This window comes from Colwellia sp. RSH04 (assembly GCF_003545765.1).
GTDB lineage: Bacteria > Pseudomonadota > Gammaproteobacteria > Enterobacterales > Alteromonadaceae > Colwellia.
In genome coordinates, this window is sequence record NZ_QXIO01000006.1 from 172899 (window position 1) to 197077 (window position 24179).

The 24179-nt window shown below is 37.5% G+C and carries 20 protein-coding genes; 12 read left to right on the forward strand and 8 right to left on the reverse strand.

The window, feature by feature from the left end:
- Positions 1-238: 238 nt before the first annotated feature.
- Together D1094_RS11885 and D1094_RS11890 are read left to right on the forward strand one after the other, a co-directional pair.
- On the forward strand, positions 239-2602 hold the full coding sequence (locus D1094_RS11885) for a fatty acid cis/trans isomerase (RefSeq protein WP_118960321.1): 2364 nt from the start codon (positions 239-241) through the stop codon (positions 2600-2602).
- A gap of 217 nt (positions 2603-2819) precedes the next feature.
- Positions 2820-4985 carry a prolyl oligopeptidase family protein gene (locus D1094_RS11890; RefSeq protein WP_118960322.1) on the forward strand — a complete coding sequence of 722 codons (2166 nt, stop codon included), beginning with the start codon at positions 2820-2822 and terminating at the stop codon, positions 4983-4985.
- A gap of 307 nt (positions 4986-5292) precedes the next feature.
- Here the strand turns inward: D1094_RS11890 and recQ are convergent, their stop codons facing one another.
- Positions 5293-7122, reverse strand: coding sequence for a DNA helicase RecQ (gene recQ, locus D1094_RS11895; RefSeq protein WP_404851481.1), 1830 nt, complete (start codon positions 7120-7122; stop codon positions 5293-5295).
- A 164-nt stretch (positions 7123-7286) separates the two neighbouring features.
- On the opposite strand from recQ, the gene D1094_RS11900 reads away from it, so the two are divergent.
- The 4 genes from D1094_RS11900 to D1094_RS11915 all read left to right on the forward strand — a co-directional run bounded on the left by D1094_RS11900 (position 7287) and on the right by D1094_RS11915 (position 11215).
- A complete protein-coding gene (locus D1094_RS11900) occupies positions 7287-7742 on the forward strand; it encodes a thioesterase family protein (RefSeq protein ID WP_118960323.1) in 456 nt (151 codons plus the stop codon).
- Between the two features lie 269 nt (positions 7743-8011).
- A complete protein-coding gene (locus tag D1094_RS11905) occupies positions 8012-9094 on the forward strand; it encodes a porin (protein ID WP_118960324.1) in 1083 nt (360 codons plus the stop codon).
- An 11-nt stretch (positions 9095-9105) separates the two neighbouring features.
- Positions 9106-9519: a phosphate ABC transporter substrate-binding protein gene (locus D1094_RS11910; protein ID WP_118960325.1), complete on the forward strand. Its 414-nt coding sequence runs from the start codon at positions 9106-9108 to the stop codon at positions 9517-9519.
- Positions 9520-9598: 79 nt separating this feature from the next.
- Positions 9599-11215: a methyl-accepting chemotaxis protein gene (locus tag D1094_RS11915; protein ID WP_118960326.1), complete on the forward strand. Its 1617-nt coding sequence runs from the start codon at positions 9599-9601 to the stop codon at positions 11213-11215.
- Between the two features lie 108 nt (positions 11216-11323).
- Here D1094_RS11915 and D1094_RS11920 read toward each other — a convergent pair whose 3' ends face one another.
- On the reverse strand, positions 11324-11695 hold the full coding sequence (locus tag D1094_RS11920) for a DUF3224 domain-containing protein (protein WP_118960327.1): 372 nt from the start codon (positions 11693-11695) through the stop codon (positions 11324-11326).
- A gap of 222 nt (positions 11696-11917) precedes the next feature.
- On the opposite strand from D1094_RS11920, the gene rarD reads away from it, so the two are divergent.
- Complete coding sequence (gene rarD, locus D1094_RS11925) at positions 11918-12829, forward strand: EamA family transporter RarD (protein ID WP_118960328.1); 912 nt, start codon at positions 11918-11920, stop codon at positions 12827-12829.
- Between the two features lie 64 nt (positions 12830-12893).
- Here rarD and D1094_RS11930 read toward each other — a convergent pair whose 3' ends face one another.
- From D1094_RS11930 to D1094_RS11955, 6 genes are all read right to left on the reverse strand, one after another.
- Positions 12894-14150 (reverse strand): diguanylate cyclase, encoded by a 1257-nt coding sequence (locus tag D1094_RS11930; protein ID WP_118960329.1) that lies wholly within the window; start codon positions 14148-14150, stop codon positions 12894-12896.
- A 30-nt stretch (positions 14151-14180) separates the two neighbouring features.
- A complete protein-coding gene (gene uvrD, locus D1094_RS11935; protein ID WP_118960330.1) occupies positions 14181-16355 on the reverse strand; it encodes a DNA helicase II in 2175 nt (724 codons plus the stop codon).
- Between the two features lie 187 nt (positions 16356-16542).
- Entirely contained in the window at positions 16543-17286 is a 744-nt protein-coding gene (locus D1094_RS11940; protein ID WP_118960331.1) for an HAD-IA family hydrolase, read from the reverse strand.
- Between the two features lie 10 nt (positions 17287-17296).
- Positions 17297-18025 (reverse strand): DUF484 family protein, encoded by a 729-nt coding sequence (locus tag D1094_RS11945; protein WP_259337935.1) that lies wholly within the window; start codon positions 18023-18025, stop codon positions 17297-17299.
- Positions 18025-18855, reverse strand: coding sequence for a diaminopimelate epimerase (gene dapF, locus D1094_RS11950; RefSeq protein ID WP_118960332.1), 831 nt, complete (start codon positions 18853-18855; stop codon positions 18025-18027). The genes D1094_RS11945 and dapF overlap by 1 nt, the downstream gene beginning before the upstream one ends.
- On the reverse strand, positions 18856-19062 hold the full coding sequence (locus tag D1094_RS11955; protein ID WP_118960333.1) for a lipoprotein: 207 nt from the start codon (positions 19060-19062) through the stop codon (positions 18856-18858).
- Positions 19063-19240: 178 nt separating this feature from the next.
- Between D1094_RS11955 and cyaY the strand changes: the two genes are divergently transcribed.
- From cyaY to D1094_RS11980, 5 genes are read left to right on the forward strand one after another with little or no spacing between them, the layout of a single operon-like run.
- Positions 19241-19561: an iron donor protein CyaY gene (gene cyaY, locus D1094_RS11960; RefSeq protein WP_118960334.1), complete on the forward strand. Its 321-nt coding sequence runs from the start codon at positions 19241-19243 to the stop codon at positions 19559-19561.
- A 26-nt stretch (positions 19562-19587) separates the two neighbouring features.
- Positions 19588-20535 (forward strand): hydroxymethylbilane synthase, encoded by a 948-nt coding sequence (gene hemC / locus D1094_RS11965; protein WP_118960335.1) that lies wholly within the window; start codon positions 19588-19590, stop codon positions 20533-20535.
- A gap of 11 nt (positions 20536-20546) precedes the next feature.
- Positions 20547-21305 carry a uroporphyrinogen-III synthase gene (locus tag D1094_RS11970; protein ID WP_118960336.1) on the forward strand — a complete coding sequence of 253 codons (759 nt, stop codon included), beginning with the start codon at positions 20547-20549 and terminating at the stop codon, positions 21303-21305.
- A 24-nt stretch (positions 21306-21329) separates the two neighbouring features.
- Entirely contained in the window at positions 21330-22808 is a 1479-nt protein-coding gene (locus tag D1094_RS11975) for a uroporphyrinogen-III C-methyltransferase (RefSeq protein WP_118960337.1), read from the forward strand.
- Positions 22805-24007, forward strand: coding sequence for a heme biosynthesis HemY N-terminal domain-containing protein (locus D1094_RS11980; RefSeq protein WP_118960338.1), 1203 nt, complete (start codon positions 22805-22807; stop codon positions 24005-24007). Before D1094_RS11975 ends, D1094_RS11980 begins: the two co-directional genes overlap by 4 nt.
- The last annotated feature ends 172 nt before the right edge of the window (positions 24008-24179 follow it).

Below are 24179 nucleotides of genomic sequence, written 5' to 3' on the forward strand. Positions count from 1 at the left end.
CTTCTATAGCAAAACTTGATTACGCTGAAAATATTACCGCTTATCGCCTCAAATATATTACTGAAAAAGCTATTTTAATGATTATAATTTTAAAATATGCCGCTTAATATGGGGTGTATAGAAAAATTTAATACCCGCTATTCTTTACAGTGAAGCGCTAGGTTACTAAAATTGCACTAATTCCTACTATGAACACGTCAATTTATCTATAGTAACTTCAACATTGATAAGGCTATCCATGCGCACTTTTCATTACTTGCTATTATTTCTTTTTCTTTCAGGTTGTGCCACTTTGGGCGTTCTTGAGTACGACAAACACTATGGTATTGCGAAAGTTGAAAATAGATTTCAGCAAAACACACAGGCTGACATTGAATCAGCTAATTTTAATAACGAAGTAAAACCGATACTAGATAATCGCTGTGTGGTTTGCCACGGTTGTTACGATGCGCCATGCCAATTGAAAATGGAAAACCCAGTAGGTATCGAACGCGGTGCTAACAAAACGTTGGTATATAATGGTGAACGCTTACTTACAGCCAAAAATAGCCAAAGCATAAGTACGACGACTCAGCTAACCCCTGAGTTAATTAGCTCATTTCGTCATGAAGGCTTTTTTCCTGTACTCAACGAACGTCAACAAAGTACTCAAGCTAATACACAAGCTAGTGTGTTTTATCAAATGTTAGCCTTGAAACAAAAACATCCATTGCCTAAAGACAATATTCTTGGTGATGATTTTGATTTTTCACTAGATCGAAATCAACAATGTCCTACCATTGAAGAGTTTGCTCAATATGAGAAGGAGTTTCCTTTAGCAGGTATGCCTTATGGCCTACCTGCATTAACAATGCAAGAGCACAACACATTAACTGAATGGTTAGCGAAAGGGGCAATAATGCCTAAGGCTGAAGTTTCCACCCATACTGAGCAAGAAATGGTTAACCAGTGGGAAACGCTTCTTAATGGCAGCAGTAAAAAAGCACAATTAGTGTCGAGGTATCTTTTTGAGCATTTATACCTTGCCAACTTATATTTTGATGAAAAACGTACCAGCTATTTTAAGTTAGTGAGATCTTCTACACCTCCAGGAGAACAAGTTTCAGTTATTTATACCCGACGCCCATTTGATTCGCCGTTTACTAAAAATCAAACACAAGTATTTTATCGATTGGTCAAAAATAACGATACAATTATTGCTAAAAGACACATGCCTTACCCTTTTGGTAACGATAAATTTAAACGACTTAACGAGTTATTCTATTCACTTGATTTCACTGTTAAGGACTTACCTGATTATCAACTGAAAAGCTCATCAAACCCATTTGTTACTTTTAAAGAAATTCCGGCTATATCACGCTATAAGTTTTTGTTAGAGCAATCGCAATTCTCAATCATGAATTTCATTAAAGGGCCAGTATGTCGAGGCCAAGTTGCACTGAATGTTATCGACGATCATTTTTGGGTGGCTTTTCATGATCCTGAAACAATTGATGCTTATCACACCGACGAGTTTATTGTTAAAAATAGTGAGTTATTACAATTACCTGCTAGTACGAGTGACAAAACAATGTCACTTATATATTGGCGACAATACGCAAAAAACCAAGAAGAATATCTGCAAAAGAAACTGGAGTATTTAGACAAAATAAACTTAAAACAACGTGATCTTGATCTAGATTTATTGTGGAAAGGCAATGGCAACCCTAATGCGACGTTAACCGTCTTTAGACATTTCGATAGTGCTTCTGTTTTACAAGGTTTTGTTGGCGAAGCGCCAAAAACGGCATGGTTAATTAGCTACCCACTTCTTGAGCGCATTCATTATTTGCTCGTTGCTGGGTTTGACGTTTATGGCAATGTTGGTCATCAATTAAAAACACGTTTATACATGGACTTTTTACGTATGGAAGCAGAAAGCGCCTTTATTGCATTATTACCAGCAAAAGATCGCAAACGTATTCATGAACATTGGTATAGGGATACTAGTGATACCGTAAAAGATTATATTTTCTCTGATGACTTTAAACAGTTACCTGAGACCAATATTAACTATAAAACTGATGATCCTAAAACTGAATTATTTCAGTTGATTAAGGCGCATACTCAATCTTCCATTGCTGATAAATATACTATTTCTTCAATAGATAACGGCATTGAAAAATCATTATCAAAACTTAACCGTATGGTAGGCAGCTCTATCGCCATATTGCCACAAGTGAGTTATGTAATGATTAACACTAAGCAAGGTAACCAAGTATATAGCTTGATAAATAATTCAGCTCATACCAATGTTGCCCACTTATTTGCCGAAGATAATAGACGTCAACCTGAAGAAGATACCTTAACGGTAACACGAGGAATTGTCGGCACCTATCCCAATGCTTTTTTTGAGCTTTCAGTTGAACAAGTTGATGATTTTGTAATGCAATTATCTCAAATACAATCAGAACAAGATTATCGTCAAATAAAAGATAATTATGCCATTCGCCGCACTAGCCCAAACTTTTGGTCCTTTGCCGATAAATTACACCAATGGTACTTAACTCAACAACCAGCATCAGCCGGATTACTAGATTTTAACCGTCTTGAAAACCGCTAAGTCAGCAAACGAGTTTTAAAATCGTTTGCTGTAACAAAAAACTGCCGCTTGCCCCCTAAACCATTTAGGGGCAAGCCATAGTCATACCCTAAATAGTTCTGCTACACTGCCCAATGAAATGTTAAATAGTTGTGAATTTCTACCGCCTATTTTATACATATATCCTAAAAACTGCTTAAGCCAAGCTTATTTCAACAATAGTTACGTGAGAACTGCAATGAAGAAGAATGCTATTTTATTAACCAGTATACTTGTTACAGGTATACTGGCTGGCTGTACAGGTAACAGCGCAGATCAAGTATTGAGTAGTGATACCGCTCAACAAAATATTAAACTTTCTTACCCTACCACGCAAAAAGGCACAGTCACTGATACCTATTTTGGTACTGAAGTTGCCGACCCATACCGTTGGTTAGAAGATGACCGCAGTGAAGAAACTGGCGCATGGGTAAAAACACAAAACAAAGTGACCTTTAATTATCTCGCGCAAATACCTTATCGTGAACAATTAAAAGAACGCTTAGGTGAGCTATGGAACTACGAGAAAGTGGGCGCACCATTTAAAGAAGGTAAATACACTTATTTCTATAAAAACGATGGTTTACAAAACCAATATGTTATTTATCGTCAGCTTGATGGCGGTGAGGCTGAAGTGTTTTTAGATCCCAATACCTTCAGTGAAGATGGCACTACATCACTAGGGCAATTAAGTTTTTCTAAAGATGGTTCAATTGCCGCCTATGCTATTTCTGAAGGTGGTAGTGACTGGCGTAAAATCATCATTATTGATGTTGAAACTAAAAAACAATTAGAAACACCTTTAGTTGACGTGAAGTTTTCTGGCATCTCTTGGTTTGGTAATGAAGGCTTTTATTACTCAAGCTATGATAAGCCAAAAGGCAGTGAATTATCAGCAAAAACAGATCAACATAAACTTTACTACCACAAGTTAGGTCAAGCTCAAAAAGATGATGCGGTAATATTTGGTGCAACAGCAGAAGAAAAACGACGTTATGTCGGTGGCTCTGTTACAGAAGATGATCGTTATTTACTTATCTCTGGTGCTGTGTCTACTTCAGGTAACGACCTTTACCTTAAAGATTTAACTAAACCTAATAGCCCATTAGTGACAATTACTGACAATTTCGATGCAGATACCTACGTTATTGAAAACGAAGGTAGCAAGTTGTACCTTGTTACTAACTTAAATGCGCCGAATAAAAAGATTGTTACCGTTGATGCTTCAGCACCTGCTGCAAGCAACTGGCAAGACTTTATCGCTGAAACTGACAATGTACTCACTGCTTCCACAGGTGGTGGTTATTTCTTTGCTGAATACATGGTTGATGCGATTTCAAAAGTATTCCAATACGACTATCAAGGTAATAAGGTACGTGAAGTTGCCTTACCAGGTGTAGGTAGTTCTAATGCTTTAGATGGTAAGAAAAAAGAACAGACACTTTATTACTCATTCAGTAACTATAAAACACCAGGCACTATTTATAGCTTTAATACTAAAACAGGTAAAAGCGACGTCTATCAAAAATCTGGTGCTAAGTTTGATAGTAATGACTATGAATCTAAACAGGTCTTTTATAAATCTAAAGATGGTACCAAAGTACCCATGATCATTACCTATAAAAAAGGATTAGCTCTTAACGGTAAAAATCCTACCATTTTGTATGGTTATGGTGGTTTCAATGTAAGCTTAACACCAAGATTCAGTGTTTCTCGCGCAGTTTGGTTAGAACAAGGCGGTATCTACGCTGTTGCTAACTTGCGTGGCGGTGGTGAATACGGTAAAAAATGGCACAAAGCAGGAACACAATTAGATAAGCAAAATGTCTTTGATGATTTTATCGCAGCGGGCGAATACTTAATTGACCAAAACTACACGTCAAGTAACTACTTAGCCATTAACGGCGGCTCAAATGGTGGTTTATTAGTCGGTGCAGTAATGACGCAACGTCCTGATTTAATGCAAGTAGCATTGCCAGCAGTGGGTGTTTTAGACATGTTAAGATACCACACATTTACTGCCGGAGCAGGTTGGGCTTACGACTACGGTACAGCTGAACAAAGTGAAGAAATGTTCAAGTACTTAAAAGGTTACTCTCCAGTACACAATGTTAAGCAAGGAATTAGCTACCCAGCAACGATGGTTACCACAGGTGATCACGATGACCGTGTAGTACCTGCTCACTCATTTAAATTTGCAGCAGAACTACAAGCGAAACAAGCAGGCAATGCACCAACATTAATTCGTATTGAAACTAATGCTGGTCATGGCGCAGGTACACCGGTATCTAAAACGATTGAGCAATACGCAGACATTTATGCATTCACTTTATTTAATATGGGTTTCACTAGCCTACCAAAGTAAGACTAACCACTAGAGAGACGCTAAAAAGAACAAATGCTGATCTCGATCAAGTACCTGACTAAATTAGTCGGGTACTATCACATCATACCAACTAGCTGATACCTAATAGGAGTAAATGATGGGATGTTGTGGTGGATGTGGCGGTGAAGGCCACGAAGAGAAAAAAGAGCAAGAAACAGCTCAAGACAATGCGACTGAACAAGCTGAATCAAAAGAAGAAGCTTAATTGACGTCACAAAATGCTTTGTTTAAAGAACCGATTAACTGTTTGCCCTGTTAGTCGGTTTTTTTTGCATATCTGTATAGTTTACTGATGCTCTTTAATTAACGCTAAAAATGGCTGACCATAGCGTTCCAGCTTAATATCACCAATGCCACTCACGCTCAACATTTGATTTAAAGTTTGCGGTTGCACTCTCGCTAATTCAGATAACGTCGCGTCATTAAAAACAATAAAAGGTGCAATATCTTCCGCATCAGCAATAGTTTTTCTCAACTCTCTTAATTTAGTAAATAGCACGCGATCGTAACCTTTTTGCGGTGTTTTTTGTTGCCAGTAGCTAGCTTTTTGTAAGCGAGGGCTCGCTAACATCAATGGCTCACTTGCTTTTAGCACACTACGTGACGCTTCTGTTAAACACAGATTTGATTGTTGTTCGATATCTTGCTGTAAGTAACCTAAATGGATAAGTTGCCCAATAATCGCATACCAGTAACCTGGCGTTTTGCCTTTACCTAAACCAAAAGTCGACACATTTTGATGATCGAGTTGTTTAACTTTTGCACTCGCTTCGCCACGAAGTACAGCAATAACATGGTTAATATCACCTTGTTGGTTAATACGATAGACACACGATAGTACCTTTTGTGCTTCTAGCGTTGCATCAAATTGACTAGGCGGATCTAAACAAATATCACAGTTACCACAGCCTTTTTTAGTGAACTCGGCAAAATAATTAAGTACTACTTGTCGACGACAGGTTTGTGCATCAACAAAGGCACTCATGGCAGCAAAACGTTGTAATTCAACATTGACTCGTTTCGGGTTATCACCATCGCTAATACGCTTTTTAATGCGATTAATATCTTTATCATCAACCAAAAATAATGCTTCAGCAGGTAAACCATCACGCCCTGCCCTGCCAATTTCTTGATAATAAGACTCTAACGTACGTGGCGGCTCATAGTGAATGACATAGCGCACATTAGGTTTATTAATTCCCAGACCAAAAGCAACAGTGGCAACTACCACTTGAATATTGTCTTTAGTAAAGCCTTCTTGAACTAAGCTACGAATATCATTTTCTAACCCTGCATGATAGGCAGCGCAATTGACGCCGCTATTGGCTAAAAACTTTGCTAATTTCTCAACTTGCCAACGGCTATTACAATAAATAATACCGCTGTCTTCGCCTTTTTTTCGGATATAACCGAGTAACTGACTTTCGCCATTATATTTTTGCGCCAACGTAAAGCGAATATTCGCTCGATCAAAACTATCTAAATGAATATAAGGCTGTTCTAAATTTAATTGCTGCAAAATGTCTTTACGTGTCGTGACATCAGCCGTCGCTGTTAACGCCATAACGGGCACAAAAGGAAAGTGCTCTTTCAAACATGCTAGCTTGGTATAGGCAGGTCGAAAATCATGACCCCACTGAGAAATACAATGCGCTTCATCGATGGCAAATAAACTAAGCGGCAATTCAGCTAAATTCTGTAAAAAGTAGTAATTAGTTAATCGTTCCGGTGCTACATACAGTAATTTAATATCACCTTGTGCCATGCGCTGAAATATATCGGTAATTTCAGATTGCTCAAGGCTTGAATTAATAAAGGCGGCTGAAATACCCTGCCTAGTTAACCCATCAACTTGATCTTTCATCAGGGCGATTAATGGAGAAACCACTACGGTAATGCCAGGTAATAATACTGCAGGTAATTGGTAGCATAATGATTTCCCTCCACCCGTTGGCATCAATACCAGTGAGTCTTGCCCTTGCATTAATCGGGAAATAATTTCTTCTTGGCCTGAGCGAAAGCTTTCATAACCAAAATGATGCTTTAACGTTTCAAGCAGCTGGACGCTTTGTGGGTTATTTTCTTTTGCAGAGGCTAACAAAGTACTCAAAAACAATTCGACTAGTAACTTGGATAATTTATCTATTTTAACCTAGGCCAGCGATGAATACCTAACTTTAATACCAGTGAAATAACTTTATTACTTACGTAGTTTTTCTATTGGTTAAATATCATGCTAACCTAAACAATAAACACATCCGACCAGAGTAATTAGCCACTATGCAACAAAATGAAATACATCAACAACTTATTAATTTTTGGAACAATAATATGCCTTTCAATCAATTGCTTGGCTTAAAGCTTACCAAGTTTGATGCACAACACTCAGAAATTAGATTTGACTGGCAAGATAAACTTATTGGTAACCCTATCCATAAAATACTCCATGGTGGCGTGACTGCGTCAGCCTTAGACTTAGCAGGCGGGGCTGTTGCCGCAGCTAACATCATTGAACAACTAGATGAAATTACACCTCAATCTATCGGTAGCAGCTTAGGGAAATTAAGTACTATAGATTTACGAACCGACTACTTACGCCCTGGGCGAGGCAAACAGTTTATTGTTACCGCCCGTATTATTCGTAGTGGCAGTAAAGTGGCTGTTGCCAGAATGGAAATGCATAACGAAAGTGGCGAGCATATCGCTTTTGGTACGGGTACTTATATGGTTAGCTAATTAACACTGCTGAAAAGCAACTTCAAAAAAGCCAATGACATAACCTTAAATTGTACTTATGAAAATAATCAAAAATCCTTTAAGGCACTTTTCTTTCATATAAATAACCACTTTAAGCCCACTTTATTGATCAATCTGAATTTTATTCTATATTTAATTTGGACATACAACTAAATAAATTCAAAACGATAGCTTCAACTATCGTTTTTAGACCTAATATTTTTAATCATAATATTGTATATCAACCATGAAACTAAGGTGTGTAAATAATGAACTTTTCTAAAGTAAAGTACGGCCTTGTCTTACTCACAGCAATGTCATCAAGTACTTTTGCCGATGTAGATTTTTCTGGGTTTGCTAGTATAAATGCTGGTAAAGTCCTTAGTGGGACAGGTGTTCCTCACTATGGCGTTGAACCATCATTTCTAGCAGATTACCCTATTGTATCTGCATATTATGAGGAATGGAGTTTTAAACCTGAAAGCTTGTTTGGATTACAAGCAAGTGCTGATTTATCAGACGGATTAAGCGTTACTGCTCAAATTGTTGCGCGTGGAGCTAATGAGTGGAAAGCAGAGTTTGAATGGGCTTATGTAACCTATGAGATCAATGAAAATTGGACAGTTCAAGCAGGTAAAAAGCGCTTACCACTATTTTATTATTCTGACTTTTATGATGTTGGTTATGCCTATACTTGGATGCGCCCACCAGCAGATAATTATACTTGGCAAATATTTAACTATAATGGCCTGAACCTACTCTATAGTACTGAAATTGGTGATTGGTCTTTAAACACTAATATTTATGCTGGCACAGAGGATGATAATGACAACAAACTTTTAGGTGATTATTTCTTTGGCGGCGTAGAAACAAGAGAGATTTGGAAAGATATTCTGGGAGGTGTCGTTAATTTAAGTAAAGATTGGTTTGAAGTTAGGTTAACAGCCATGCAATATACCAACGAACGCTATATTGATGGCGAACGCACTTATTGGGGTGATGAAGATCATCGTGATGGTAAATTTTACGGTGCCGCATTTAACTTTGATTTTGATAATTGGTTTATATTAACCGAACTTAGTCGATTAGATCTTGACGACACCTTTGACACTAGTATGATAACTTTTGGCTATAGAATTAATGATTTCACGCCATTTCTCGCTTATTCACAATTCGAGCAAGATTCGGATGACGGTGAAAACCACAACACTCAATCTGCTGGATTGAGATGGGATTTCCACCCTTCTGCTGCCTTTAAAGTACAGTATGATAAAGTTGAAGATAACTCATATAACTTAGCCGTCGCAGGTGATAGTGATTCTATTACTTTTGGTATTGATTTAGTTTTTTAAGGAATTTAACAGTGAAAAATCTAAAAAAATTAATTATTGCCAGCATAGCCCTTATCAGTCTTAATACTTTTGCAGAGGTTTCAGTAATCGTTAATACCTCAAATGCTAACAGTGTTGATCAATCTGTAATTAAAAAAATATTTTTAGGAAAAAGTAAAACCTTTCCTGATGGTAATAAGATCATCGTATATACTTTAAAAGATTCTAACGCTGATGCAGTCGATTTTAGACAAAATGCATTGAAGAAGTCTAACAGTCAATACAAATCATATTGGGCAAAACTGGCTTTTACAGGTAAAGGTACTCCCCCTAAAGAAGCTGATGATAATGAAATGATCAATGCCATTAAGAACAACCCTAATGCCATTGGGTTCATAAATAGTAGTAAAGTTACAGCGGACGTAAAAGTGATAGCCACGTTCTAATGCAAAAAAGCATAATGGAAACATTATGCTTTTAATTTTGAACACTTTAAATGAATACTTATAGTTGTAAGGGTTACTAATGCAGTTTTTTCGAAAATTAAAAATTCTCTATAAAATTTATACCATTCTTATCATTGCTTTACTTAGCTTTGTTATTAATTTATCTATCAATATCTCGTCAATATCCAAGAACCAAGTATTACTCAAAAGCATGCAAAATACTGCTATTCATCTTGTCAATTTGACCAATGAAAATGTGACTACTTGGCAGCGAATTGATGAAAGTTATACCCAAAGTGTTTCTTTTGCTGATGAAGATTTAATTAGCGATGCTATAGAGCTTGCCAATAATTTAAATAAAAATTTAGATAGTATCAAAAGTTTAAAACCTGAATTTGCAGATATAAGTTCATTAACCAGTAAAGTACAACAATACAATAAGTTAGCCAAAGAAATTTCAGAAGGATTTATTAGCGAAACTATCGACTTCCAAGCCGCACAAGGCAAAATTGATAAAAAGACTGAAATATATAATGATGTTTTTAGTATATTAAAATCAAAAAAAGAAAAGGCGGCTAAATATTTCAATAGTCTTGTAGACGAAACCGTTTCCAATTCAAGTAACTCTCAAACCATGAGTATTACTGTGGGTATCGCTTTATTAGCCTTAATGACCTTAATGAGTATTATTATTGCTAGATCTATTAATAAGTCTGTTGTCTCATTAGATTCTTCACTGAAAGTACTTGCTGATGGTGATGGCGATCTGACCAATCAAATAGAAGTAGTGAGCCAAGATGAACTTGGCTCTGTGGTGATTCATTTTAATAAATTTACTCAGTTGTTACGTGGAATTGTGAAAGAGGTTGTTGAGGTTGTTAACCCTTTAACATTAAGCGCGGAACAATTAACAGACAAAGTGCAGCAAGTAGACAGTAACATTAAGAGTCAATCAGAAATTGCTGAAGTAACCAAACAATCAATGGTTGAAATGCAACACAGTGTAACCGACATTGCAAAATCAGCCGCTGAAGCCGCAAGTGCTGCAGATGCTGGTGAAACAGAGGTCAATGAAGGAATGAACAATGTTCAACGTTCATTGAATGTATCTGGTGAATTATCAGAAGAAATTAGGAATGCTTCTAGTGTTATAAATCAATTAGCCGCTGATTCACAAAACATGAATCAAATCCTTGATGTAATTAATGGTATTGCTGAGCAGACAAACTTATTAGCGTTAAACGCAGCCATTGAAGCAGCGCGTGCAGGTGAACAAGGACGTGGTTTTGCAGTTGTAGCCGATGAAGTACGTAACTTAGCTTCACGCACAGCGCTTTCAACAACTGAAATTAGAGAGTTACTTGATAAGTTAATATCTGCAGCTAATCAATCTGTTAATTCAATGGAATTAGCTAGCGAAAAAGCCAGTAATAATGAAGAAATATCAAGAAATGTTGATTCATCGTTAAATACTATTAAAACGCAAATTGGCCATATCAGTTCAATGAATAGTCAAATTGCAACAGCAACTGAAGAGCAATCAAGCGTTGCAGAAACCGTAGTGAATAATATTGAAGACATGTATAGCAGCTTCTCCTCAACAACCGCTGCCGTTGAAGAAATAGGTGAAGTTGCGCAACAGTTAGATGGCAACGCCTTACAAATAGGCCAAGCTACGTCGAAATTTGTTGTTTAAATAATATTGGCTAAAAGCACTTTATGCCAAGTAACTTAATGAGTTGGTCGCTTAGTGAAAAATTCATTTAGTTACTTGGTATTCGTTATGACTCAAGTGCTGCATCACTTAAAAGTTATACTCAAAACGATAAGTATGAATACCATTATTTTGTGTAATAGTTAGTGTCCCATCAATCCCCTCAAGTTCACCATTTCCTGACCCTTCTACAACAGTAATATTTAGCTTTTGCGATGATTTTGACATAAAACCAGTATGATATAGCGTAAAGCTACCTTTTTTGCCATTGACTGTTCCTTCAAACTCTTCAATAGCAGCATATACTGAAGCTCCTCTCTCAACCCTTTTACTTAGCATTTGACCTATTCCTGCTCCTTCAAGTCCCCCAGAGTATTTTTTATTTATAAGCATTCTCCCTGCGGGTGCTTGCTTATCTTGTTTCCCCTCCAGTGAAATTTCAAAGCTTCCCGTTAATAGCATACTCGTTCTCCTTTATTTTCAATAATTTTCGTTAATACCTTTTCTATGTGTTTCAAAATAACTCATAGCAGGGTATTCTTTAAACCGTATTTAAAATGCCAAAGTAAATTGTTCTGTTGAGTAGACTTTACACTAAGCTACTTTGTTTCATTGTAACGGTGTGCTTAGCAAGGCTTTTCTCATGTTATAATAATTATCAACTCACACTAATATGAACTTCCCATGAACCCAGCGATAAACACACCGACCAATACAGAGTCGAAGTCAGGTATTTTTAATGCGCTTGGTGCATATTTCTTGTGGGGTTTTGCTCCTATATATTTTAAGTTACTCACTGAAATTTCTGCTGGTGAAATTTTAATGCACCGCGTTATTTGGTCGAGTATCTTTTTGCTGCTAATGATCTTAGCAATGAAAAAGTCTTCCGCTTTAATCGTCATATTGAAACAACCCAAGGTTATCGCTAACCTTACATTATCAGCCAGTTTTCTTGCCATAAATTGGTTTATTTTTATTTGGGCTGTTAACAATAATCATCTTTTAGATGCCAGTTTAGGTTATTACATTAACCCACTGTTTAATGTCGCATTAGGGATGATATTTTTTCAAGAACGGTTGCGAAAAAATCAATCTATTGCTGTTGGGTTAGCTACCCTAGGCGTTTTAATTCAAGTGGTGACATTGGGCGAATTACCTATTATTTCGTTAGCACTTGCGAGTTCTTTTGGTATATACGGGTTATTAAGAAAAAAACTTCATGTCGATTCATTTATTGGTTTATTTATTGAATCATTACTGATGTTACCCATAGCACTCGCCTATTGGGTTTTCTTTGTTGAAAGTGAAACAGCCAATATGCTATTAAATAGTACCAATCTAAATATTACTTTAATCATGGCAGGTATCGTCACAACCGCACCATTACTCTGCTTTACTGCAGCGGCTAAACGCTTAACATTATCAACTTTAGGCTTCTTCCAGTATTTAGGGCCAAGTATTATGTTTTTATTAGCAACATTCTACTATCAAGAAAGCATGAAGCTGGCAGAGCTAATTACTTTTATCTTTATCTGGGCTGCATTAGTTATTTATAGTCTCGACTCTTTAAAAAATAAAAAAGCGAAAAAGGTCTAACCTTGTTCGCTTTACTTATTCTGAGTTTTTTTAAAACGCTTATACAAATAAACAGCTCTTTAATTTAATCCTCATCTGAGCCATATACCGCAATTTGATTACGACCATTCTCTTTCGCAGAGTAAAGTGAAACATCAGCTTCACTCATTTGTTTATCCAATGGCTCATGACTACTAAATACAACTCCAATACTTATGCTGGTTGATAAGTGATTTTCACCTACAGGAATAGTTGCTACAGCAATTTCTCGTCTAAAGTCGTCTAGTTTATTATATAAATTGTCGGTATCGATGCCGTGCATTAAAACAGCAAACTCTTCTCCACCTAACCTAGCTGTTAAGCCAGAACCAAAATGTTTACGCATATACAATGCAAGTACTTTTAAAACTTGATCGCCAGAGTCATGCCCATATTGATCATTAATACGTTTAAAGTGATCGATATCAAGCACAGCTAAACAATAAGGTACTTGTTTTTTTATATACCCTTTTATTCTTTGTTCTGCACTTCTAAAAAATGACCGTCTATTAGCTAGTTCAGTTAAATAATCAGTATTGGCTGCATGCTGAATTTTGGCAATGTTATTCAAACTTTCGATATTCTGTGTGATACGACAGTAAAATTCTTCTGGACAAAATGGCTTACGCAGAAAGTCATCTGCGCCATTTTTAATAAATCTCGCAGAATGTATGCCATTTGAAGCGCCTGAAATACCTATTACTGCAAGTTGTTCTCTAGAGTAAGCTTTGCGAATCTCATTGGTCAATTCAATGCCGTCCATTTCCGGCATTTCAAGATCAGTTATCACCATTTTAATGTTTTTTTGTTGCTTAAGTTTTTCTAGTGCTTGCACACCATTATTTGCAGTAAACACGGTAAAATTTCGACGTTTCAATAACTCTACCACATGGTTTCTTGCCGAAGATGAGTCATCCACAACAAGAATGGCGTTATCTTGATTCGTTATTTGCCAATGTAATACACGTTTTAAATATAGAAAGGCTTGGCTGTTTTCTTTTGGAATATAATCAATAACAGGTTGAGCCAGAATTTTCTGACGTGTTTTATCATCCATTTTACCCGTAATAACAACCCCAGGAATACCATGAGATAACACACAAGCTATGGCTTCTCCATCAAGGGCATCTGGCAAAGAAAAATCTATCGTCGCAGCAAAAAAGTCGTTATCTGTTGATAAAAGGTTTTCAACCTCTGCCAAACTGGTGGTTATTACAACGTCATATTTTAACGATTGAGCAATTTGCTTAATAACCGTTGCAATAGGCTTACTGTCTTCAACCACCAATAATCGTTTTGTCATACACCTTCACCTTTTATCTAATATTAGTTGTTAGATGGCTGTTAGCTTCGCATATTCAACCACTAACCACTTCGTGCCTACATCAGCAAAATTTACTTGAATTCTACTTTGAGACCCTGAGCCTTCATAATTAAGTACTACACCTTCACCGAATTTAGCATGAACAACACCTTGCCCCAAACTAAAACCCGTATTTTCAAAGGTTTCCATTGTGATTGTTGAAGAAAATCTGCCTTTATTTGCAGGCCTAGATACTTGGTTTTGCATACGTATCTCTTCAACACAGTCTTCAGGTAACTCCCTGAGGAATCGACTCGCTTTATGAAATTTTTCTTGCCCATAAAGTCGACGACTTTCTGCATGGCATAAGTATAGCTTATGCATCGCTCTTGTCATGCCAACATAGCAAAGTCTTCGTTCTTCTTCTAATCGGCCAATTTCTTCTACCGATTGCTGTGAAGGAAACATCCCTTCTTCAAGACCTGCAATAAACACCAGAGGAAACTCTAACCCTTTCGCTGAATGCATTGTCATCAATTGCACTGCGGGTTCATAATCATCCGCTTGAGACTCTCCAGACTCTAAAGCAGCATGCGTTAAGAATGCCGTCAATGGTGTTTGCTCTTCTTCTAATTCAGGATCACTTTCAAATGTTTGGCATGCCGTTACTAACTCGTTTAAGTTTTCAATACGTTGTGCTGCCCTTTCACCTTTTTCAGCTTGGTACATTGCTTTTAAACCGCTGTGCTGAATAATAAAATTAGCTTGCTGATCTAAGTCCAAGTTGGTTGAATCATCTTCAAGTTGTTCAATTAACTCTATAAAAGCTTTAATGGTTTTCGCACTACGCCCTTTTAATAAGTTTTCTTGCAACATTTGCTGACAGGCTTGCCACAGGGTGATTTCTGAACCTCGGGCTGCGTCTCTCACTAACGCAATGGTTTGGTTACCAATACCCCGTGTTGGTGTATTAATAATTCTTTCAAAGGCAGCATCATCATCTCGGTTATTTATTAAGCGTAAATAGGCTAATGCATCTTTAATCTCTTGACGTTCGAAGAAGCGTTGCCCACCATAAATTCTATAAGGCAACTGCCCTTGTAATAAGGCTTCCTCGAGTAAGCGCGACTGTGCATTAGAGCGATATAAAATCGCGACTTCATCTAAACTTTTGCCTTCTTCACGCCATTGTTTAATACGGCCACTAATGAACCTTGCTTCATCTATTTCATTAAAGGCGGTGTAAATTGCAATTTTTTCACCCGCTTCATCATTAGTCCAAAGTTCTTTACCCATACGATTATTATTATTGCTAATCAGTTGGTTTGCGGCATTTAAGATATTACCCGTTGAACGGTAGTTTTGCTCTAAGCGAATGGTTTGTGCATCTTGATATTCAGTTAAAAAACGTTCTATATTCTCAATTTTTGCACCACGCCAGCCATAAATAGATTGATCGTCATCACCGACAATCATCACTTTGCTACGCGCTTTACCTAACATAGTTAACCACGCATATTGAATGGCGTTGGTGTCTTGAAACTCATCAACCAATATTTGACTAAAGCGTTGTTGATAATGTGATAGTAACTCAGGATTATTTAACCATAATTCATGGGCACGTAGTAACAGCTCAGCAAAATCAACCAAACCTGCGCGATCACAAGTCTCTTGATAAGCTTTATAGACTTTAACAAAAACCGCTTCGCTTGGATCAAACTGTGCATCTATGTGCTGAGGCCTTAATCCTTCATCTTTTTTACCATTGATATACCAGACAAATTGCTTAGGTGGCCACTTTTTTTCATCTAACTCTAAAGAACGAACAATACGTTTTACTAAACGAACCTGATCGTCACTATCGAGAACTTGGAAGCTTTGCGGTAGGTTTGCCTCTTGAAAATGCATTCGTAATAAACGATGTGCTAAACCATGGAAAGTACCAATCCACATGCCATGAGTATTTCCATCGACGGTTTGCTCAACACGTGCTCGCATTTCTGCTGCGGCTTTATTAGTAAAGGTTACCGCTAAAATACTGTGTGGTGACACCTGTTCAACTTTCATTAGCCATGCAATACGTTGCACTAACACACGCGTTTTACCTGAACCAGCGCCAGCAAGTACCAACATATTTTGTTTAGGGGCGGCAACAGCTTCACGTTGCTTATCATTAAGAGAGTCGAGTAGTTCAGATACATCCATAGGAGGCAGCCTTTATAGATAGCTTAAAAAGAGGATAAATGAGTGACTTTTGTCATTTCAAAAGCAATCACCCAACAATAAAACCAATTCACTTCAAAAGAAACGATTACATTTTGATTGTAACTGGCACAGGGCTGTTATTATATACAGTAGATGATGTTCTGTAAATCAGTGACCAAATGAACACTTATATCAAACGCAAAAGATCACTCACGTCTGTTAATTCAATGTGAGGTAAATTTTTAATCGCTTTACCTACCCCGTATTTGGGTAACCAAGCAGTTTGACAGCCCGCAGTTATTCCGCCCAAAATATCAGCATTGCCACAATCACCAACATGCAATAATTCTTCAGGCTTAATATTCAATTGCTCACAAGCTACAGCAAACATATCAACACGAGGCTTTTGTCGAAAAAGGTTTCCCTGATGCGCAGTTGATAAGTGATTGGTTTGGAACCCAGCGTGATATATGGCCGAGAAATAACGAGCAATGCCTATCGCTTTGGCATCAACATTTCCGTTGGTTATCGCAACAAGAGGTAATTTATCACTCAGTTGCGCCAATAAATCATGGCTTACTTGTGGTACTGAGAAGTCACTACGCAAGCGAATAAAATAATCTAAAGCGGCCTGTGCTTCATTACAAGCAATAACTTGGCTGTAATTTAAAGCGATAAAGCCTAGACGGTAGCTTTCAAAACGAACAGCGACAACATCATGCTGTAAAGCATTATGCTGTTGAATTGCCTGATGACGAAAAGGCAACCAAAATTTCACATCAAAAATTTGTGTTTGCTTTGGCATTAGCTGAGCAAAATATTCTACCATTTTAATATCAATAGCTCTCATTACTGGGCCATTGCTATACAAGGTATCATCTAAATCAAAGCTAATGGCCTTAAACGGCTTTAAGCGTCGATAAAACTTCACTGTTGATGTCCTATTGTTTATCTTTTACTTGCTGAAAAATTAACTTTGCCGTTAAACGCTTGAATTGGCTTAATAGTAAAGTATCCATACGCGGATCAAAGTGATGGGCATCTTGGCTGCTAATCGCAATAAAGCCTAGTTCAACTTCATCATGAACTAGTTTAATTAGAACGACTGAACCTGAACATTGCTGAGAAAAAATCAATTCTTGTTCCGTGCTCTGCAAGCGGCCAAAGTAATAATCTTCATTGGTTAATCGGTTTTGCATTACACCTGCACAATCATTTTTTGACATACTCTTGTGATCACTTAACGCACCGGTTAATAGCTCAGGTGTTAACCACACCTTAAATGCAGATAACGATAATAATTCTGTTGTGGCTTGGTGTAAGCAATCTAGCAACTCTTGAGCAGATTGACAGTCAATCAACCTAAGGTATAAATCACTATAAAGGGTAAATAACTCTTCATTATGATTTGCAACAGAAATTAACTGTGTAATTTCATCTTCAAGTGATTGTATTTTTAGACGAAGTTGCTGTTGTTGTCGCTCAACTAACGACACAGTACCGCGTTGATTATCAGCAAGTCGCAAATTAGCCACTAACGCTTCGTTACGCTGAAAAAACTCTGGATTATCTTGGAGAAAGGTTGCGATAACTTCATCTTCCAAAGGAATTTCATCACGGTTAATGCTGTCTTGAATTTCATTCATTTTTTTGCTGTCTTTTTTATTCATTAAATTGATAACTGGCCATCAAATACGTGTACGGCAGGTCCTGACATTTTTACTGGATGCCCAGGTCCTTTCCAAAAAATTCTTAATTTACCGCCCGGTAATTCAACGGTGACTTGTCTTGCTAGTTTCTTTTGCATTTGTCCAATCACAACTGCAGCACATGCACCGCTGCCACAAGCTAATGTTTCTGCTGCGCCACGTTCATATACACGAAGTTTAATTTGATTATCTGCAACGACTTCCATAAAACCTACATTCGCTTGCTTTGGAAAGCGCTCATGTTCAGATAGCTCTTTACCTAGCTCTTCAACATTCGCATTATCAACATCATCTACCGTAACCACACAATGCGGGTTTCCCATTGAGACGACACCGCATAATACGGTTTCAGACTCACTACGTAAAATATACGTACCTTCAGTTTTTTGGGCAGTAAAAGGTATTTTAGTCGGCTCAAATTGAGGTACGGGCATACTTACTGAGACATTACCATCTCGCTCAATAAATAAAGACATTTTACCTGTGCTCGTTGATACCCTAATTTTATTCTTAGTGCATAATCCTTTCATGCGAACAAAGCGTGCGAAACAACGTGCACCATTACCACACTGCCCAACTTCACTACCATCAGCATTATAAATACGATAATGAAAATCTAGATCTGGGTCATAAGGAGGTTCAACCACTAATAATTGATCAAAACCCACACCAAAATTGCGGTTTGCTAACTGCGCTATTTGTTCATTTGATAAATAAACATTTTGGGTAACGTTATCTAACACTAAAAAGTCATTACCTAAACCGTGCATTTTGGAGAAGTTTACTAACATTTATTTTGTCGTCTCATCGGGTAAGTTGCTTTGGCTATCCTGCTTTATTTCGGGCTGTGCTTGTTGAGTTTGCTCTACTTTAGGCTTATTTGGCTCTTGTGTTTGATATAAGTCGCCTTTGGCACCGCAAGCCGAGATAACTAACGTTGTGAATACGCACAATAATAATTGAGCAAATGAGATAGAACCGTGTCGATTTAGTTGCATAATTACAGTTTTTGCTATGAAAGTCGTTTAAATCAAGCTTTTTAACTTAACTTAACCACTTAGAGTCTATATTTATTTTGTCTGATTGCTATTATACTCACATCTACCTAGCCAAGTGAATTACTTACAAGATATTATCTACTCTACTAATGGTAGAGTACGCTACAAAGGATAGAGAATGAACGATAGCCAATACAACTTAATCGCAGATGAACTGTTACTTACTATTGAAGAAGCGATTGAAAACTGTGGTGTCGATATAGATTATGAAGGAGTTGGCGGTTTACTTACGCTAACCTTTAAAAACGCCAGCAAAATAATTATTAACAAACAAGCGCCATTACATGAGATATGGGTAGCCACTAAATTTAATGGTCACCATTTTACCTATGAAAATGACACTTGGAATGATAAACGTGCTGGTGATGAATTTTGGCAATTTTTATCTCAAGCTGTTAGCCAACAAGCTGAAACAGAGATAGTGCTTAGCGCCGAATAAATATTATTTAGAAATTGGATACGTAAATGAACAATAAAACTGTACGCATTGCAACTCGTAAAAGTGCTTTGGCCTTATGGCAAGCAGAATATGTAAAAGCCCAGCTTGAACATTTTCACGCTGACATCACCGTGGAACTTGTTCCTATGGTCACTAAAGGCGATGTAATTTTAGACACCCCTCTAGCCAAAGTCGGCGGCAAAGGGTTATTTGTTAAAGAGCTTGAAGTCGCGATGTTAGAGAATCGTGCTGACATTGCTGTACATTCAATGAAAGACGTACCTGTTGATTTCCCTGAAGGCTTAGGTTTAGAAGTTATTTGTCCTCGAGAAGATCCGCGTGACGCCTTTGTTTCAAACACCTACAAAGCGCTTGAAGACTTACCTCAAGGTGCCATTGTCGGCACATCAAGTTTACGCCGCCAATGCCAATTAAAAGCGAAACGCCCTGACCTTGATATTCGTGATTTGCGTGGCAATGTAAATACACGTTTAAGAAAATTAGACGATGGTGAGTATGATGCCATTATCTTAGCCTCTGCAGGTCTTATTCGTTTAGAAATGAGCGAACGTATCGCACAATTTATTGAGCCAGAAGAAATGCTACCCGCTAATGGTCAAGGTGCAGTAGGTATTGAATGTCGTACTGATGACGAAATAATTAAGTCTTTATTAGCCCCGTTAGAGTGTAAAACCACAAGAATTCGTGTACTCGCAGAACGCGCTATGAATAAAGCCCTAGAAGGTGGTTGCCAAGTACCTATTGGCAGTTATGGTGTGATTTCTGCCGATGGCAAAGACGTTTACCTCAGAGGTTTAGTTGGCGCAGTAGATGGTAGCGAAATGATTGAAAGTGAAATCACTGGCCCTGTAGAGCAAGGTGAGGCACTTGGCAATGCATTAGCACAAGAATTATTAAGCCGTGGTGCTGATAAAATTTTACAGCAAGTTTATAGCGACTCGGCTAACGATTAATAGGTAAACCCTTGCTAACCAAACCAGCAAATGTACTCGTAACAAGACCTGAGCCTAAAGCTCAGGTTTTAGTTTCTTATCTACAAAAGCAAGGTATTAAAGTTTGTAGTCAACCTCTGTTCGATTACCAAAACTTTACCAATGCTCAAGCCGTCAGCCATGCAATTAAAACCAGCAATATCATTATTTTTGTTAGCGCTGCTGCAGTAAAATTTGCTCAGCAAAACTCACCAATAACACAACAACAAACTAATCAGTTCTTTTTTGCCGTAGGTAAAGCAACTCAACAAGCCTTATCCGCACTGGGTATCAATCAGGTTATAACCCCTACTATTGAAAATAGCGAAGGTCTATTGGCATTAAAAGAGTTGCGTGATGTACAGGCTAAACAAATCACTATTTTCCGAGGCGATGGTGGCAGAGAACATTTAGCTCAAACACTGTCTGAACGTGGTGCAACGGTAGAGTATGTTGAAAGTTATCAGCGTGTATGGCGAACATTACCAAAAAGTATTGCGAAACAATGGCAAGCACAGCAAATAAATTGTATTGTCGTTACCAGTAACGCTATATTAACTAAGATAGTAGAGATAATGAACCTATTCGCTTGTACTGATAAAACGGCGCAAACATATTGGCGAGAAAAATGTGTCTGGCTTGTAGCGAGTCAAAGGATTGCGGAAAATGCCACATCAATAGGGCTACAACACGTAATCAATATGAATGGTGCTAGCGATAGCATTATTGGGCAACAAATCAAGCAACTTTAATTTTGCCATAATTGGAATAGAGCAATGTCGAAAAAGAAGATACCTCAGAGCAAAACTAATATGACTAAGCACGATACAACAAGCTCGGATGCTGAGCATTCATCAAATACAGCACCATCGGCAACAGAAAACGATAACTCTTTAGCCGCAAGCATTGAAAACAATAAAATTGTTCTAGATAAAGAACGTAAAGAGAGTAAAGAGGATAAAGAAACTATTGACGCTCAATCAGAAGAAGCGACCTTAGCATCTCTAGAAAAAGAGCTTAATGACGTTAAAGCTAAACCTTCAAGTAACCCAACGGTTAAGACAAGCAGCACAAAAGCCGAAGCCAAAAACAATGCCCCAAATAAAACAAAAAATGATGTGAAAAGCACTGCAACTACAAACAAGGTAACGGTTGAAAAACCAGCAGGTGGCAATAAACTTTCTAGTATCGCATTATTATTAGCTTGTTTAAGTATTGCAGCAAGTGGTGGGCATTATTTTTGGCAGCAACAACAAGCAACCCAAGCTCTGAATGACTTAAAAATTCAGAATGACGCATCAATTACTGCAAATGAACATAAAATAAAACAAGCCGTAACTGCACAATTAAAACAAGCACTATTAAAACAGCAACAAGCTTTTTCGGCTGAGTTGCATCAAAAAACAGAGCAAGCTGATAAGTCTAGCCAGCAAGCTATGACCCAACTAAGCACACAAGTTAATCAACTTGAAACGCGCTTAGCTAACCGCCAACCAAGTGATTGGTTGATGCATGAAGCTGAGTACCTAATTCGCATTGCTGCTCGCACTATGTGGTTAGAAAAAGATACCCAAGCCGCCATTGGCTTACTCAATGATGCCGACAACCGTTTAAATGAGCTAAATGATCCTACCTTTTTGCCTGTTCGCGAATTAATACATCAAGACATTAAAACCCTTGAACTCATGCCAACATTGCAAACTCAAGAAGCAGTATTATCGCTAATGGCACTTAATAAGCAAGTTCAATCCTTACCCCTAGCAGGTGTCAATTTAGGTGAGTCATTAACCACGGAACAAGATTTTGAACTCAGTGACGATATTAACGACTGGCAAGAAAATCTGAAAAAAACTTACCAAAAATTCTTGAGTGACTTTATTACCGTCCGTCGCAGAACCGGTATGGTAGAACCACTAATGTCACCTGAACAACAACAGCACTTAAAGCAAAATTTAAGTTTGAAAGTGCAATTAGCGCTTTGGGCCGCCAGCCAGAAAAAGCCGGACATTTACCAACAAACACTAGCTGACATTCAACGTTGGCTGAATGATTTTTTTGATATGAAAGCGCCAATAAATCAGAAGTTTAGCCAAGCATTAGCGCAATTGAAAACGCATACAATTCATTATGACTATCCAAATAATCTATCGTCATTGTCTGCGCTATCAACACTGATAAAAAAGCAAAATAATGCCTCTCTACCAGAAAAAAAAGAAGCAATTCAAACAATTGAGGCAAAAGGAGATGAGTTATGATTAGGCTCATCTTAATAGCTGTCGCTTTCTTTGCTGTACTCGCTTTTAGCCCTATGCTCATTGGCGAGAAAGGCTATATTTTAATTGCCTTGGGCGAAACAACGATTGAATCAACCGTGTTATCAGCTATTATCATGCTAATAATTACCTTTATCGTTATTTTTGTTGCATTTAAAGTGATTAAAGGCGGCTTTAAATTTAGTTTTGCTGCGTGGAATACTGTTGCATTTGCTAGCCAACGACGCGGCATTGCTAATTTTAACAAAGGCCTAGCCGCTTATATGCTTGAAGATTACAGCCAAGCAGAGCAACTATTTGCTAAAAGTGCCATACCTTCAAAACGCAAGCAAAGTGCCTATTTATTGGCAGCTTCAGCCTCAGCCAAGTTAGCACTTAATGATAATACTAATCACTACCTTGCCCTACTTGAACAAGAGACCAGCAAAGAAAAAGAACTCAACCTTGAAAGTGTCATTATCAAAGTTAAGTTATTAATGAATCAAGCTGAGGAAGCCTGTTATAAAAAAGCGCGCGAAATTATTGATGAACACCATAAACAAATTGGCCATGACGCCAGATTATTAGCCCTAGAAATAGATTTATGCCTTATTGAGCAACGCTTTCAAACCGCTATAGATTACTTACCAGCAGCCCGCAAAGACAAAACATTAAACGAACAAGCTATTGTTGCATGGGAAAATACTGCCTTTTATAGTGTATTCAATGAAACGATAAAGCAAAAAGATAAAGACAGCTTACAAGCTTATTGGCAAGGTATATCGCGTAAACTTAAGCAACGTGAAAATATTTTATTAGCATACTGCACTGTACTTGCCGAACAAGATATTATTGAACCGTTAAATAAGCTGTTACTGCCAATCATTAAAAAATCACCCAGTGAAAATTTTTTAAAAAGCATCCGCTCTTTACCTATAAAACAAGCTGATGAGCTTATCAGCCTTGTGCAAAAACACCTGCATAATAATATGCAAAGTGCTAAATGGTTAAGCTGTTTAGGTCATCTTGCTGTAAATGCTGCTCAATGGTCTATGGCTGAAAAAGCTTTTGGTAGCTTATTGAAACTAGAAGGTGAGCAATATGATCGCCAAGATTTAGTCGCATTAGCCATAGCGTTAACTCATGACAACCGCATTGAAGATGCAAATAGCATTTGGCTTAAAGTACATCAATCTCAATAAATTATATTCCACATATTCAAAGGCGTATTGAACTTTCAAGTACAACTTATATCAACTCAAACATTCTAATTAATACTTAGTAAGTAATATTTCGTTACTAAGTATTAATTTACATTCTGTTAACACTGGCTATAGTATACAATTACCACCTTTATCTCGTCAGGAGAACAGA

Coding starts and splice junctions, on each gene's coding strand:
- D1094_RS11905 (WP_118960324.1), top strand. CDS start 8,012: ATGAACTTTTCTAAAGTAAAGTACGGCCTTGTCTTACTCACAGCAATG.
- D1094_RS11900 (WP_118960323.1), top strand. CDS start 7,287: ATGCAACAAAATGAAATACATCAACAACTTATTAATTTTTGGAACAAT.
- D1094_RS11975 (WP_118960337.1), top strand. CDS start 21,330: ATGTCGAAAAAGAAGATACCTCAGAGCAAAACTAATATGACTAAGCAC.
- D1094_RS11920 (WP_118960327.1), bottom strand. CDS start 11,695: ATGCTATTAACGGGAAGCTTTGAAATTTCACTGGAGGGGAAACAAGAT.
- dapF (WP_118960332.1), bottom strand. CDS start 18,855: ATGTTAGTAAACTTCTCCAAAATGCACGGTTTAGGTAATGACTTTTTA.
- D1094_RS11930 (WP_118960329.1), bottom strand. CDS start 14,150: ATGACAAAACGATTATTGGTGGTTGAAGACAGTAAGCCTATTGCAACG.
- hemC (WP_118960335.1), top strand. CDS start 19,588: ATGAACAATAAAACTGTACGCATTGCAACTCGTAAAAGTGCTTTGGCC.
- D1094_RS11955 (WP_118960333.1), bottom strand. CDS start 19,062: ATGCAACTAAATCGACACGGTTCTATCTCATTTGCTCAATTATTATTG.
- D1094_RS11945 (WP_259337935.1), bottom strand. CDS start 18,025: ATGAATAAAAAAGACAGCAAAAAAATGAATGAAATTCAAGACAGCATT.
- D1094_RS11890 (WP_118960322.1), top strand. CDS start 2,820: ATGAAGAAGAATGCTATTTTATTAACCAGTATACTTGTTACAGGTATA.
- D1094_RS11980 (WP_118960338.1), top strand. CDS start 22,805: ATGATTAGGCTCATCTTAATAGCTGTCGCTTTCTTTGCTGTACTCGCT.
- uvrD (WP_118960330.1), bottom strand. CDS start 16,355: ATGGATGTATCTGAACTACTCGACTCTCTTAATGATAAGCAACGTGAA.
- cyaY (WP_118960334.1), top strand. CDS start 19,241: ATGAACGATAGCCAATACAACTTAATCGCAGATGAACTGTTACTTACT.
- D1094_RS11885 (WP_118960321.1), top strand. CDS start 239: ATGCGCACTTTTCATTACTTGCTATTATTTCTTTTTCTTTCAGGTTGT.
- D1094_RS11915 (WP_118960326.1), top strand. CDS start 9,599: ATGCAGTTTTTTCGAAAATTAAAAATTCTCTATAAAATTTATACCATT.
- rarD (WP_118960328.1), top strand. CDS start 11,918: ATGAACCCAGCGATAAACACACCGACCAATACAGAGTCGAAGTCAGGT.